Source organism: Nonomuraea sp. NPDC050022, from assembly GCF_044460705.1.
Classification (GTDB): domain Bacteria; phylum Actinomycetota; class Actinomycetes; order Streptosporangiales; family Streptosporangiaceae; genus Nonomuraea.
Genome location: NZ_JBITKE010000006.1, coordinates 618,416 through 632,364 on the forward strand (window position 1 = coordinate 618,416; position 13,949 = coordinate 632,364).

Sequence of the window (13,949 nt, forward strand, 5' to 3'; positions counted from 1 at the left end):
CCGTTCGTATGGGCGGGAGTTCCCGCCCATGACCATCCCCGCCTACGGCGTCCGCAGCCGCCGGGTCCGGCCGCCCCGCGCGAGCGGCCTCGCGGCGCGGCTGCGTCCCTCCGCCGTCGTCGCGCTCGTCGTCACCGTGATGGGCGTGCCGCTGTGGCTGATCGTCTCGACGGCGGCCAAGTCGCAGTCCGAGGCGCTCTCGCCGGACCTGTCGCTCCCGTCGCGCTGGCTCCTGTGGGACAACCTCGCGCAGGTGTGGACCCAGGGCGACATCCCGGCCGCCTTCCTCGGCAGCGTACTGATCGTGGTCCCGGCCGTCGCCCTGGTGCTGACGTTCGGCTCCATGGCGGCGTGGATCCTGGCCCGCCGGGCCACCCGGCTCAACGCCGTCCTGTACGCGCTGGCCATCAGCGGCATCGTGCTGCCGCCCGCCGTGGTGACGATCGTGCTGCTGCTGCGCCAGCTCGGCCTGGCCGGGACCCTCACCGGCATGATCGGCGTCTACGTCGGCATCTACCTGTCGACCGTGGTCTTCTTCGTCACCGGCTTCGTCCGTACGGTGCCGCTGTCGATCGAGGAGGCCGCCCGTATGGACGGCGCGGGCCCCGTGCGGGTCTTCGTCTCGGTCATCCTGCCGATGTTGCGCCCGGTGCTGGCCACCGCCACGATCCTCATCTGCCTGTACGTGTGGAACGACGTCTTCTACGCGTTCTTCGTCATCGGCGGACGGATGGACACGTTGCCCCTGAACCTGTTCCAGGTGGCCAACGCCGGGCTCTACCTCAACAACTGGCACTTGATCTTCGCCTACATCATCCTCATGAGCCTGCCGCTGCTGATCGTCTTCGCCGTGGCGCAGCGCAGGATCATCTCCGGGATCACCGGGGGCGCGGTGAAGTAGGGGCTACTGGGGGACGGTCCACTTCTGCGGGTCGAGGCCGTTGCAGTCGTAGATCTGCAGGCGGGTGCCGTTGGCCGTGGCGCCCTGCGGGCTGTCGAGGCAGCGGCCCGACTGCGGGTTGAGCAGCGAGCCGTTGGCCTGCTTGCGCCACTGCTGGCCGCCCGCGGTGTTGCACTCCCACAGCTGGACCTTGCTGAAGTTCGCGGTGGCGTTGGCGTCGATGTCGAGGCACTTGCCGAACGCCCGGATCGTGCCGTTCGGGTGCATGGACCAGCGCTGGCCGGTGGCGACGCCGCAGTCCCAGAGCTGGACGGCGTTGCGGTTGGCGTTGGTGTTGGTGTCGACGTCCAGGCACTTGCCGGCCGTGGCCGGGCCGGTGATCTGGCCGACCGGGCCGCCCAGCGTGCCGATGCCGTAGCGGACCTGGCACTGGTTGCCGGTGAGCTGGGTCCCGGCCAGGTAGAGGAAGCTCGTGCCGTCGGCGGCGGGCACGATCGGCGAGCTGTAGCCGGGGCAGGCCGGAGCCCCGGGGGCGTAGCCGCCGGTGGGGTTGACGGTCACCGGGGCCTCGATCTCGGTCCACGCGCCGGCGCCTAGGTTGGTGTTGGCGAACAGGACCAGGCCCGACTCGCCGTTCACGGTCTTGTTGCCGGTGGGGCCGGCGACCACGCGCTGGCCGGACATCAGCAGCGTGCCGTTGGCCCCGCCGCCGGGCAGCCAGGCGACATACGGGGTGTGCAGCAGCTCCCGGCTGTCGGAGGTGCGGACGATGGTCCCGGCCGCGCTCCAGTTGAGGCCGTCGGGGCTGGTCTTGGTGTAGACCTCGCAGGCGTGGTCCGGGTCGGTGGCGTCGCGGCACAGCTCGTACGCCATCAGGAACGTGCCGTTCGGCAGCGGCGTGAGGATGGACATGCCGGGCCTGGCCAGGTTGTCGGCGGGGAAGGCCACGTCCTGGGTCAGCGTGGCGCTCCAGGTCTGGCCGCCGTTGGTGGAGGTGTAGTGGCCGATGACCTGGTTGTTGGTCGGGGTGTTCGCGGGCCGCTCGTCGGAGATGAAGCAGGCCAGGGTGTTGTTCGGGGCGAGCAGGAACCACGGCTCCCAGATGCCGTGCCCGACGGTGTTGGGCTGGCCGCTGGTCTGCGTGCAGTTGGACAGCCACGTCCAGGTGACGCCGTGGTCGGTGCTCTTGAACACCTCGACCTTCTGCGCGGTGAAGTCGCCGACGTGCCAGGCCGTGCCCGCCGCCAGCAGGTCGCCCTGGTTCAGGCCGTTCGCGGTGCGCGGCACCTCGTACAGGACCGGGGCGCCCAGGTCCCAGCCGGAGGTGTGCGAGGTGATCGTGGAGATGGGGTTGGCGGTCCAGGTACGGCCGCCGTCGGTGCTGCGGTAGATCGGGAAGGCGTTGGGCGCGTTGTGGTTGTTGCGGGCGAACGTGGCCAGCATCGTCTCGTTCGGCGAGCCGTCGTAGTCGAGCCGGACGGCCCTGGGGTAGCTGGCGTCACCCTGGGGATAGGTGGTCAGGTTGGGGGAGTAGAGCACCTGCCCGGCCGGGGCGGCCGAGGCGGGACCGGCCAGGGCCACGAGCAGCCCGGCGATCAGGGTCAGCGCCATGACCAGCGGTAACGGGCGGCTGGGGGGTGGTGCGATGCGCACGGTGTCTCCTGGGGTGGGGCCCGGTGAGCGGATCTCACCGGGACGTTTTCGGCTGTGCTCAGGGGCGGGCCTGGGGGTCGTCGCCGATGACCGGGGCGATGTGGGTGTCCACATCGACTGCGGAGCGGGCCAGGACGATGCCGTCGTCGGACACGAGGGCGATGTGCAGGCGGCCGCTGGTCCAGCCGTCGGGCAGTTCGGCGTGCACCTCGGCGGGCGCGCCGAGCAGGAACGGTTTGGCCTCGGCCCGCTCCCCGGCCGTTCCCGCTCGCGCGGGCGCGGGCCCGAAGACGGGGGACCAGGCGGTGTGCAGGTGGCCGCTGACGGAGTCCGTTCCGTGATGGGAGATCCGGACCGGGACCGTGACCCGCCCGGTCTCGCTGAGCAGGTCACGGCCGGGGGCGACCGGGACCACATCCAGGACGAGCGTCGTCGTGGCGTTGACGTGCGCCGGATCCACCCCGGCCAGGTCCTTGGGGCGGCGCTCGAAGTCCAGCAGCCCGGCCGACTCGTGCTCGATGTCGTACATCTCGGTGTAGACGTAGCCGGCCAGCCGGTCGTGGCGGCGCATCTCCTGGGTCTGCCAGCGCAGCTGCCAGCCGCGCTGCACACTGGTGAAGCCGGTCCCGTACTCGCTGTTCAGGTTGGGCAGACCGCGCAGCGGCTGCGACGGCGACCCGGTCAGCTTCTTGCGGACCACGTAGTCGGGGCCGAGCGGGACGGGGAAGTCGTCCTGGTCGCCGTTCAGCAGCGCGGCGATCGTCCGGCCCCAGGAGGCGGCCGACTCGTCGTAGTAGTGCCAGTCGAGCAGGTCCGTCTTCACGTGCGCCCAGCCGGAGTTTTCGACCGCGGGCCGGGTCGGGTCGAGGGCCTTGAGCAGGTCGTACGCGCGGGCCGCGGCCTCCTGCTTGGCCGGGTCGCCGGGAATGTCCCAGTCCAGGCCCCACTCCTCGTTGTACAGGCCCCAGATGACGATCGCGGGGGAGTTGCCGTCGCGCTCGGTCATCGGGGCGATCTGCGCCTCGAAGGCGGCGACCGACTCCGCCGAGAACCGGCCGGTGGCGGCGGGTTCGGCCCAGAGGAGCATGCCGAGCGTGTCGGCATGGTGAACGAAGCGCGGATCCTCCAGCTTGAGATGCTTACGCACCAGGTTGTAGCCCGCCGCGGCGGCCAGTTCGAGGTCGCGGCGCAGCGCGGCGTCGTCGGGCGCGGTGATGCCGGTACGCGGCCAGTAGCCCTGGTCGAGCACGCCGCGCACGAACAGGCGCTGGCCGTTGAGGTACAGGTCCTCACCGGACACCTCGATCCGGCGCAGCCCGGTGTAGCCGGCGACCCGGTCGGTGCCGTCGGCCGAGACCAGTTCGGCGTCCACGTGGTACAGGTGCGGGTCCTCGGGCGACCACAGGCGCGGCTCGGCGATTTGCAGCACGGTTCGCACGACACGGCCTCCGGCCTGCGGCACGGCCCGCGCCACACCGCCATCGGCCTGCGGTGCGGCGTGACCGGCGTCGCCATCGGCCTGCGGCGCGGCGCCGTCGGAGACCGGGATCTCCACCGTCGTTCCGTGGCCGCGCACGGTCAGCCGGAGTGTCGCCGGAGCCGGGCCCTCGACGCGGGCCTCGACCTCGATGCCGTCCAGCCCCTCGGCCGGGCGCAGCTTCAGCGCGGCCACGTGGGTGGCGGGCCGCGCCTCCAGCCAGACGCTCTGCCAGATGCCCGACGAAGGAGTGAAGCACACGCCGTCGAAGTCGTCGCGCGGGATGCTGCGCTGCTTGCCGTGCGCGATCTCCCGCTTGTCGGCGGGGGAGGAGACCCGTACCAGGATCTCCTGCTCGCCCTCGCGCAGCGCGTCGGTGATGTCCGCCTCGAACGGCGTGTAGCCGCCCACGTGGCGGGCCACCTCGGTGCCGTTGACCCAGACGGTGGCCTCGTGGTGCACGGCCCCGAAGTGCAGGACGATCCGCTGCCCCGCCCAGCCGGCGGGGACGGTGATCCGGCGGCGGTACCAGGCGACCGGCAGCCAGTGGGCCTCGATGCCGGAGGCCGGGGTCTCCCAGGCGAACGGCACGCTGATGGTCCGGTCCCAGTGCTGGTCGGCGTCGGCCCGGAAGTCCCAGTCGCCGTTCAGGCTCGACCAGGTGTGCGACCGGTCGAAGTGGGGGCGCGGGTATTCCGCACGCGGCGTCATTGGAAGGGTGCTCCGATCATGAGAAGGTGTGCGCGGTCAGCCTTTGACGCTGCCGGCGAGGATTCCGCTGATGAAGTGGCGCTGCAGCAGGATGAAGATCACCAGCAGCGGCAGCATGGCGATGCTGCCGGCGGCGAGCAGCTCACCCCAGACCGTGGCGAAGTCGGCGCCGACGCGGTTGCCGGTGACGTTCTGCGCCAGGGTCGACAGCACCACCTGGACCGTCTGGTGCGCGGTGTCGTTGACGGCGACGACCGGCCAGACGAAGTCGTTGTAGATGTTCATGGTGGTCAGCACGGCCAGCGCGGCCAGGCCGGGCCGGATCACCGGGATGACGACCCGGGCGAAGACCCCGAACTCGCTCGCGCCGTCCACCCGCCCGGCGTCGAGCAGTTCGTCCGGGATGGCGGCGATGACCTGGCGCATCCAGAAGATGCTGAAGGCGTCGACGCTGCCCGGCAGGATCAGCGCCTGGTAGGTGTTGACCCAGCCCAGCGAGCTCATCTCCAGCAGCAGCGGGATGATCAGCACCAGGGTCGGCAGCATCAGCGTGAGCATCACCACCCCGAACAGCGCGTTCTTGCCGGGGAAGGTGTACTTGGCGAAGGCGTAGCCGGCCAGCGGGCAGAACACCATCGTCATCGCGCCCTTGACCGCCAGGACCAGCGCGGTGTTCACGAAGCCGGTGCCGATCGGCACGTCGGCGAACATGGCCCGATAGTTGTCCAGCGTCGGGCCGCCCACCGACAGCGGGCTGGTGATGATCTCGGCGGCTGGCTTGAGCGAGGAGCTGAGCGCCCACCAGATCGGGTACAGGAACGCGACGGCGAGCAGCGCGAGCACCACGTACTGCACCGGACCGGGCCTGGCCTGCTTCATGAGACCTCCTCTTTCGGGCGCAGCAGCCGGACCGCGCCCAGCGAGAGGCCGAACACCAGCAGCACCAGCAGGAAGGAGTTGGCGGCACCGGTGCCCAGGTCGGATGCCGAGATGTGGTCATAGAGGTAGAGGCCGGCCGTGGTGGTGGAGCCGTAGGGGCCGCCCTCGGTGACCACGTACGGCTCGGCGAACATCTGGAAGACCGCCAGCGTCTGCACGACCACCAGGAAGGCGATGCTGCGCCGGACGAGCGGCACGGTCAGCGACCAGAACTGCCGCCACCGCGAGGCGCCGTCGATCGAGGCGGCCTCGTACACGGCACCCGGTACGGCCTGGAGCCCGGCGAGCAGGATGATGATCGCGAAGCCGGTGGTCTTCCACAGGAACAGCAGCGCGAGCGTCGGCTTGGCCCACGCGGTGGAGGTCAGCCAGCCGACGGCGGGCAGGCCCACCAGCCCGAGCACGTGGTTGACCAGCCCGTAGTCCTCGTCGAACACCACGATCCACACCTGCGCCATGGCCACCAGCGGCGTCACGAACGGCGCGATGAAGGCGACCCTGAACAGCCCGCGCAGCCGCAGCCGCGCGTTGGCCAGCAGCACCGCCGCGCCCAGCCCGGCGATGACCTGGACCGGCACGATCAGCAGCCACATCACCGCGCTGTTGCCGAGCGAGGCCCAGAAGTCGGGGTTGGTCAGCAGGTAGACGTAGTTGCCCACGCCGACCCAGGTGGCCTCGCCCGCGCCGCGCCAGCGGGTGAGACTGAGGCGCAGCGCGTAGATCAGCGGGTAGACGCCGAAGGCCGCGAAGACCGCGAAGAACGGCGCGATGAACAGGTACGGCGAGAGCCGGGGCAGGCGCCGCGAGCCGGTGGCGGCCCGCCCGGCCGTCGTGGCGGCGAGAGTCGACATCAGGCCCGGTCGATCAGGTTGCGCTGGATCTTCTTGGCCGACTCGGCGATCACGTCGTCGGGGGACATCTTCCCCTCGATCAGGCGCTGGGTGTTGTCACCGAGATAGTCCACGGACTGGGCCCACCACACGGGGATCGGCGCGGCGGCCGGGATGGTGGCGGCGGCCTCGACGGCGACCTTCCACAGGTCCTGGCCGCCGAGCGCGTCGATCGGCTTGAACAGCGGCTTGTCCGGCTTCAGCGCCGGGGTGAAGGAGGGCACGGAGGTGGACAGGCCACCGGGGTAGATGCTGTTGGGGCCGTAGACGGCCGTGCAGCCGGGCTCGGTGAAGCACAGGAACTCATACAGCAGCCAGGCCAGGTCGGGGTTCTTCGCCTTGGCGGGGATGACGAAGCTGCTGCCGCCCATGGCGCCGCTGCGGGCGCCGCCGGGCGTCCACGCGGGCAGGGGCGCGGCCCGCCACTTGCCCTTGGTGGCCTTGAGCAGCTGCTGCGGCGCGAACGACCACCAGATCGCCCACGGGACGAACACCTGCTGCCCGCTGTCGAGGGTGTTGATGTCGGCCGCTTCCAGGTAGGGCGCGTGGGTGACCAGGTCGCCCTTGACCGCGTCCTGGATCCAGGTCAGGGTCCGCCGGTACTCGGCCGACTCCAGCCGGAGCTTGCCCTGCGCGTCGGCCAGGCTCGTGCCCTGCTGGTTGGCCAGCATCTCCAGCCAGAGCTGGCCGAGGAACGGATTCTTGTCCAAGTGGATGGGCTTGGACTTCGGGTCCTTCTCCTTGATCATCCGGGCCGCGGTCAGCAGGTCGTCGTAGGTGCCGATCCCGGCCGGGTCGACGCCGGCGTCCTGGAGGATGTCCTCGCGGTACCAGAGCAGGCCGGGGTCCAGGTCCCACGGCACGCCGAAGATCTTGCCGCCGACGGTGTTGACGGACAGCTTGTACGGGGCGACCTTGTCGCGGTAGGGGGCGATCAGGTCGGTCAGGTCGTACAGGTGCTCGGACTGACCGCCGATCTTGGCGTCGTCCCAGAAGCTGCCGTCCGGTACGTCGGTGCCGCTGATCAGGGTGTTGGCCAGCTTGGCGTCGATGTCGACGGCCAGGTGGTTCACCTTGACCCCGGGATAGGCCTCCCGGAACTTGCCGATCGCCGCGTCGAACACCTTGAACAGGTCACCGGACCGGTTCCAGATCGTGATCTCGCCCTTGGCGGACGTGGACGCCGTGACGGTGGGCTTGGCCAGCTTGCTCGGAGCCGCGCTGGTGCCGCCGGGAGCGCAGGCGCCGGCCGCGGCCAGCGCGCCGATTCCGAGCGCTCCCTTGAGGAAGCCGCGGCGGGCCATGGCGGGTGTGGACATCTCTACTCCTCGGACGGGGGTACGGCACAGCCGGCGGAAATACTCTGCAACGATGCAGACATCATGCATACTCCTCTGCAACGATGCAAGAGTGAGTTATGATCACACTAACCGCAGAGGAGGAACATGGCCCGTCCAACGTTGCGTGACGTCGCCAAGCGGGCGAACGTCTCGATCCGCACGGTGTCCAACGTGGTCAACGGCTACGCGCCGGTCTCCGACGAGCTGCGGGCCCGGGTGCAGGTCGTGCTGGACGAGGTGGGTTACCGGCCCAACCTGATCGCCCGCAACCTCAAGCAGGGCCGCACGGGGATGATCGGCCTGGTCGTCCCCGAGCTGGACGTCCCCTACTTCGCCGAGCTGGTGCGCGAGGTGATCACCGCGGCCCGGGCGCACGGCTACGTCGTGATGGTCGACCAGACCGACGGCGACGCCGAGCGGGAGCGTGAGCTGCTGGCCCGTGACTCGCGGGCCAGCATGTTCGACGGCCTGCTGCTGAGCCCGCTGGCCATCTCCGCCGAGGAGCTGCGCGGCCGGGGCAACCGGGTCCCGATCGTGCTGCTCGGCGAGCACATCTTCAACGGCAGCTTCCACCACGTCGCCATCGACAACGTCGCCGCCGCCCGTACGGCCACCGGGCACCTGCTGGAGCAGGGCCGCCGCCGCGTCGCCGCCATCGGCGACCAGCCGTACGCGACCGGCGAGACCGCGCAGCTGCGTACGTCCGGCTACCGTCAGGCGCACGCCCGGATGGGACTTGATGTCGATGAGCGGCTCATCGTCCCGACCCCGCGCTTCCACCGGCGTCTGGGCCTGGAGGCGATGGAGCGGCTGCTCGCGCTGCCCGACCCGCCCGACGCCGTGTTCTGCTACAACGACCTGCTCGCCCTCGGCGCGATGCGCGCCCTGAACAGGGCCGGGCGCCGCATCCCGGACGACGTCGCGGTGGTCGGCATCGACGACATCGAGGAGGGCCAGTACAGCACGCCCAGCCTCACCACGGTCGCCCCGGACAAGGCGGAGATCGCCCGGCTGGCGGTGGGCGTCCTCATCGAGACGATCAACGGCTCGGCGCCCACGCCGTCGGAGATCGTCGTCCCCCACCGCCTCATCGTCCGGGAGAGCACCGCTCTCTGAGCGGGCGGAGTCTTTCCTAACAGGGCCGGAACGCCACAACGACATATCCGCGGCGCAAAGCGCGGTGGACGGCGCCGGGGCTTGGTTCTCAGCATGGGTGCGGGAGAGGAAAATCCAGGTCAGAAGCCCTTTCGGCGGGCAGGATGGGGGCGCACGGGGTGTTCTAACGTGGAGAGCGGGGGCAGCACCCGCCCCCGCTGACACCAGAATCCCACGGAGAACACCATGTCTATCCTGTGCTTGTTCGGCATGAGCCGCCCGCCGGTTCCTGCGCCTCCGGGTCTGTCCAGTAGTGACAGCAGTGGTGCGGCGCTCGCGCGCCGCCGTCGCCGCCATCGCCGTTGAGATCAACGCTCCACCCCAACGAAGGACGCTCGGCAGGGAAAGCTCCTCGCCGGGCGTCTCGCTGTGCGTCACCAGGCGGCACGAAATTTTGTGATCAGGAAGATGAATGCGCCTTTCGGTGAATAGTAGAGGAGAAGATCATCAACCTACGTCTATGAGGTAGACCGTGAACTTAGGCAAGTCGCTCATCGCCGCCCTCGCGGCGGGAGCAATCGGCGTCACGCCGGCGTGGGCCCAGCCGGCCCCGCCTCGGCAGGAGAACGGGGTGACCCTGATCACCGGTGACCGGGTCGTGGTCACCGGGCCGGGGCACCGTGTGGTGCCCGGTCCCGGCAGGCGGGCGGACTTCACGAGCCAGGTGCTCGGAGGCCACCTGTACGTGATACCCGCCGACGCCACGCCGCTGATCGCCCAGGGTGTGCTGGACCGGCGACTGTTCGACGTCACCCAGCTCCTGGCCTGGAAGTACGGCGACGCCGACACCCCCGACATACCCGTGATCTCGCAAGGGACCGCCGGGCAGGCCGTCGCACCGCAGGGCGCCCAGCGGGTCCGCCAGTTATCCAGCCTCGGGATGAGCGCGGCGCGCGTGCCGAAGGCGAACGCCGCCCAGACCTGGAAGGACCTGACGGGCGGCGGCGCCCGCGCCCTGACGGCGGGCCGTACCAAGCTGTGGCTGGACGGCCGCAGGTCGTTCTCGCTGGACGAGAGCGTCAAGCAGATCGGCGCCCCGCAGGCGTGGCAGCAGGGCATGACGGGCAAGGGCGTCACCGTCGCGGTCCTTGACTCCGGCTACGACCCCGACCATCCGGACCTGAAGGACGCGGTTCAGCAGGAGCGCAACTTCAGCGACGAACCCGACATCCGCGACTCCCTCGGCCACGGCACTCATGTCGCCTCGATCGTGGCGGGAAGGGACCAGAAGTATCGGGGCGTGGCACCGGAGGCGACGCTGGCCATCGGGAAAGTGGGCGGCCCCGCGGGTCCGACCGATTCGGCCATCCTCGCCGGCATGGAGTGGGCGGCCGTCGAAGTCAAGGCCAAGGTCGTCAACATGAGCTTCGGCGACACCGACAGCCTCGATCTGGACCCCCTGGAGCAGGCCGTCAACACGCTTTCTGAGCGGACCGGCACGCTGTTCGTCGCGGCGGCGGGAAATGGCGGCGCCAGCGGCAGGGTTACCAGTCCCGGTAGCGCTGAGGCGGCGCTGACCGTGGGCGCGGTGGACAAGAAGGGCCGCCTGGCCGAATTCTCCAGCCCGGGGCCGAGGGTGAGCGACCACGCGATCAAACCCGAGGTGACCGCGCCGGGCGTGAACATCGTCGCCGCGGCCGCGGCGGGCACCGCCGACGGCCTCCACCGGCCGCTCAGCGGCACCTCGATGGCCAGCCCGCACGTGGCGGGAGCAGCGGCGATCCTGGCTCAGCGCCACCCGGAGTGGACCGGCGCGCAGCTCAAGGCCGCGCTGATCGGCAGCGCCGCGCCCGCTCAGGACGCGACGCTCTATCAGCAGGGAGCCGGGCTGATCGACCTGGTACGCGTGCTGAAACAGCAGGTCACGGTCGCGCCGGGCAACCTTTGGGCGGCCTTCCCCTGGAACGCCGCCGGCGAGCGGGTCACCACCAAAACGATCACGTACGCCAACGCCAGCGACGCTTCGGTCACCCTCGACCTGTCGGCTCAGGGCGAGGTGCTGAAGCTGCCGGCCGATCAGGTCACGGTCCCGGCCAAGGGCACGGCCTCGGTCACGCTCACCATCGACGCCGGTGGCAAGGCGCCGGGCGACTACCCGGGAACGGTCACCGCCAGGTCGGGCGAGACGGTGGTCCGCACGCTGGCCGGCGCCTACGTCGAGCCCGAGTCCTACGACGTCACGCTCACCGTCGTCGGCAAGCAGGGCCGGCCCATCAACCCCATGCAGAGCCAGATCTACGACGCGAAGACCGGAGCCCTCCACCAGCCGGCCTTCCGGGACGGTGTGGCCAAGGTACGACTGCCCGAGGGCGACTGGAGCGTCTACACCGAGATCGCGGAGAAGGTCGACGGGAAGTGGGTGATGACGATCGCCGACCCCGCGCTGAAGATCGACGGCGGCGACCAGAAGCTGACGGTGGACGCGCGCCAGGGCAAAGCGGCCAAGATCACGCTTGACGATCCGAGCGCCGAACGTCAGCGCGGTTACGCCCTCGGGGTGACCCACGGCGCCTGGAACTCCTGGTGGTCGACGAATGGCGACGTCAACGACAACCTCTTCGTCGTTCCCAGCCGTCAGGCAGGTCTGACCTACGGTGTGGAGACCACGTGGCTCAGCAAGGACGCCTCTCCCAGCCCGTACGCCTACCACATCGTCGACCACCGCACCGACGGCCTCCCCGAGGATCCTGCCCACAACTTCCGGCAGAAGGATCTGGCGAAGGTCACCGCGACCTACCGGGCCGCGGGAGCGGCGGCCACGGGCACGCCGATGTCCGGACTGCGTAACCCTGATTTCCCCGGCTCGACCTTGGGGCCGCTGGTCGGCGACATCACCCTGCCCGGCACGCTCATCCAGTACCGCACCCCCGGGCTGACCTACGAGAGCGGGCTCCAGGTCGGCACCTCACTGATGTTCGACGGCGGCAAGGCCCTGAAGCGCGGCCAGACCAGCGAGGTCTGGAACGCCGCGGTCATCGGGCCGGCGTTCCTGCTGCCGGGCGGCGACCGTACCGGCGACAAGCTGACCTTCTCGGGAGTGGGGCTGTTCTCCGACGGGGGCGCGGGCCGGACGGGGTCGGACACCGCCGCCACCGGCGTCGCCACCCTCGCCAAGGACGGGCAGGTGCTGGCCACCGCCGACCTCGCCGGCTGCTGGGTCTACGAGCAGGACGGATGCCGGCTGCGCGCCGACCTTCCCTCCGGGCGCGGTTCGTACACGCTGACCGCGTCGATGCGCAGGCAGGTCCCGCACTCGGCGCTGTCCACCGGGGTGGAGTCCGTTTGGACCTTCCCGTCCGCGACCACGGCCAAGGCGCAGCCGCTGCCGCTGACCGCGGTCCGGTACGACCCCGAGGGCCTGGACACCTCGAACCGCGCCAAGCCGGGCAGCGTGACCCGCCTGCCCATCCGGATCGAGCGCAACGCCGGGTCCGCGCCGGTGAAGGCGAAGTCGGTCCGGCTGGAGATGTCCGTCGACGACGGCGCGAACTGGCGCAAGATCCCGGTCGTCCGTACCGGCTCGGGCTGGTCCGCCATGGTGCCGAACCCGGGTGAGGCCGGGTTCGTCTCGCTCCGCGCGGTGGTGACCGACACGGAGGGCATCGGTCTGACCCAGACGATCACCCGCGCGTACGCCATCGGCTGACCGGCGATCACACCCACCCAGGCTCGGCCCCTCATCGGCCGGGCTTGGGTGACCGGCGACCACACCACCCAGGCCCGGCCCCTCATCGGCCGGGCCTGGGTGACCGGCGACCACCCCCCAGGCTCGGCCCCTCGTCGCCGGGCCTGGGAACCCGCCGCCGCTTCAGCGGGCGGACCGCGGGCGGTCTCTTGTCAGGCGACGGGTCGTGGATGAAGATCTCCCCGACGGCGATCTGGCGGGGGTGGCGGGACGTGAGCAGCAGGTTATGGACGGTGACGGCCCTGGTGGCGGCGGTCGTCGTGACCGTGTCGTCCTGCGACGGTGACACCCCGCCGACGCAGACGCCCCCGCCCTCCTCCGCCCCCGGCTCGCTCGCGCCGAACTCGCCGCCTTCCCCCAGCCAGCCGACCAGCCAGCCGACCTCCCAGCCGACCTCCCAGCCGACCTCCCAGCCGACCCCTTGGGCGGCCGGGCGCTGCCTCGACGTTCAGGTGCCCAAACCGGACAGCCAGGTCCCCGCGCTGGTCGACTGCGCCTTCGTGACGGCCGGGGCCCAGATCACCAAGCTCGTCTACCAGGGCAACGGGCCGGTGGAGTGCCCGAAGGACAGCGACGGGCTGCTGGACACCCCGGCCGGTCAGGAGCCGCGCACGGCCTGCCTGCGTAACCGCCGCGCCCCGCACCCGGGGGACGTCGGCAAGGGCGGCGGGCTCCTGCGCGTCGGCGACTGCACGCTCATCCAGGACGATCCCGTCGTCACCGTCGAGGAGCGGGCCTGTTACGACGCCCACGGCCCCGGCCGGATCAGGTCCTTCACCAAGACGAAGAAGGCGTGCACGCGCAAGATCTGGTCCTACGCCTACAAGTGGCAGGGCTCTTACGTGTGCGTCGGTCCGGGGGAGGACGCCAAGGAGGTCGGTCCGCGGTACGCGCTCGCGAGCTGCCTGACCGCGCCCAAGACCAAGAAGCGCAAGACGGTCTTCGGCACCGAGACCTCCATCGTCGGTGGGCTGAAGGAGGTGTCCTGCAAGGCGAAGAAGGCGTGGGGGAAGGTCGTCGGGCACGTCAGCATCGAGTTCGAGTGCCGGCGGCCGGCCGACTACTCGGTGACCAGCTCGACCACGATGTACGAGCTGCCCCACGGCCCCGATCCCTACCCGTCGGTCACCTGCATCCGGAGACTCTGACCGCGCCTGAGGCGAGGCCCCGCGCGCTCCCCGGCACCGTCAAGCCATCA

The 13,949-nt window shown here is 70.5% G+C and carries 9 protein-coding genes; 4 read left to right on the forward strand and 5 right to left on the reverse strand.

What is annotated here, in order from left to right:
• Positions 1-28: 28 nt before the first annotated feature.
• Entirely contained in the window at positions 29-901 is an 873-nt protein-coding gene (locus tag ACIBO2_RS28695; protein WP_397300705.1) for a carbohydrate ABC transporter permease, read from the forward strand.
• A 3-nt stretch (positions 902-904) separates the two neighbouring features.
• On the opposite strand, the gene ACIBO2_RS28700 is transcribed toward ACIBO2_RS28695, so the two are convergent.
• The 5 genes from ACIBO2_RS28700 to ACIBO2_RS28720 are packed head-to-tail and all read right to left on the reverse strand — an operon-like array spanning position 905 to position 7,890.
• The gene (locus tag ACIBO2_RS28700) at positions 905-2,554 is read right to left on the reverse strand and encodes a ricin-type beta-trefoil lectin domain protein (RefSeq protein WP_397300708.1); all 1,650 of its coding nucleotides are present in this window, start codon (positions 2,552-2,554) and stop codon (positions 905-907) included.
• Positions 2,555-2,612: 58 nt separating this feature from the next.
• Positions 2,613-4,742: a glycoside hydrolase family 2 protein gene (locus ACIBO2_RS28705; RefSeq protein ID WP_397300710.1), complete on the reverse strand. Its 2,130-nt coding sequence runs from the start codon at positions 4,740-4,742 to the stop codon at positions 2,613-2,615.
• Positions 4,743-4,778: 36 nt separating this feature from the next.
• The gene (locus ACIBO2_RS28710) at positions 4,779-5,621 is read right to left on the reverse strand and encodes a carbohydrate ABC transporter permease (protein WP_357952753.1); all 843 of its coding nucleotides are present in this window, start codon (positions 5,619-5,621) and stop codon (positions 4,779-4,781) included.
• Complete coding sequence (locus ACIBO2_RS28715) at positions 5,618-6,532, reverse strand: carbohydrate ABC transporter permease (protein WP_397300713.1); 915 nt, start codon at positions 6,530-6,532, stop codon at positions 5,618-5,620. The genes ACIBO2_RS28710 and ACIBO2_RS28715 overlap by 4 nt, the downstream gene beginning before the upstream one ends.
• Entirely contained in the window at positions 6,532-7,890 is a 1,359-nt protein-coding gene (locus ACIBO2_RS28720; RefSeq protein WP_397300716.1) for an ABC transporter substrate-binding protein, read from the reverse strand. The genes ACIBO2_RS28715 and ACIBO2_RS28720 overlap by 1 nt, the downstream gene beginning before the upstream one ends.
• 126 nt (positions 7,891-8,016) lie before the next feature.
• On the opposite strand from ACIBO2_RS28720, the gene ACIBO2_RS28725 reads away from it, so the two are divergent.
• From ACIBO2_RS28725 to ACIBO2_RS28735, 3 genes are all read left to right on the forward strand, one after another.
• Positions 8,017-9,027: a LacI family DNA-binding transcriptional regulator gene (locus ACIBO2_RS28725; RefSeq protein WP_358557548.1), complete on the forward strand. Its 1,011-nt coding sequence runs from the start codon at positions 8,017-8,019 to the stop codon at positions 9,025-9,027.
• 511 nt (positions 9,028-9,538) lie between these two features.
• Complete coding sequence (locus ACIBO2_RS28730; RefSeq protein WP_397300720.1) at positions 9,539-12,712, forward strand: S8 family serine peptidase; 3,174 nt, start codon at positions 9,539-9,541, stop codon at positions 12,710-12,712.
• A gap of 251 nt (positions 12,713-12,963) precedes the next feature.
• Positions 12,964-13,899, forward strand: a complete 936-nt coding sequence (locus ACIBO2_RS28735; protein ID WP_397300723.1) for a hypothetical protein — start codon at positions 12,964-12,966, stop codon at positions 13,897-13,899.
• Positions 13,900-13,949: the final 50 nt, after the last annotated feature.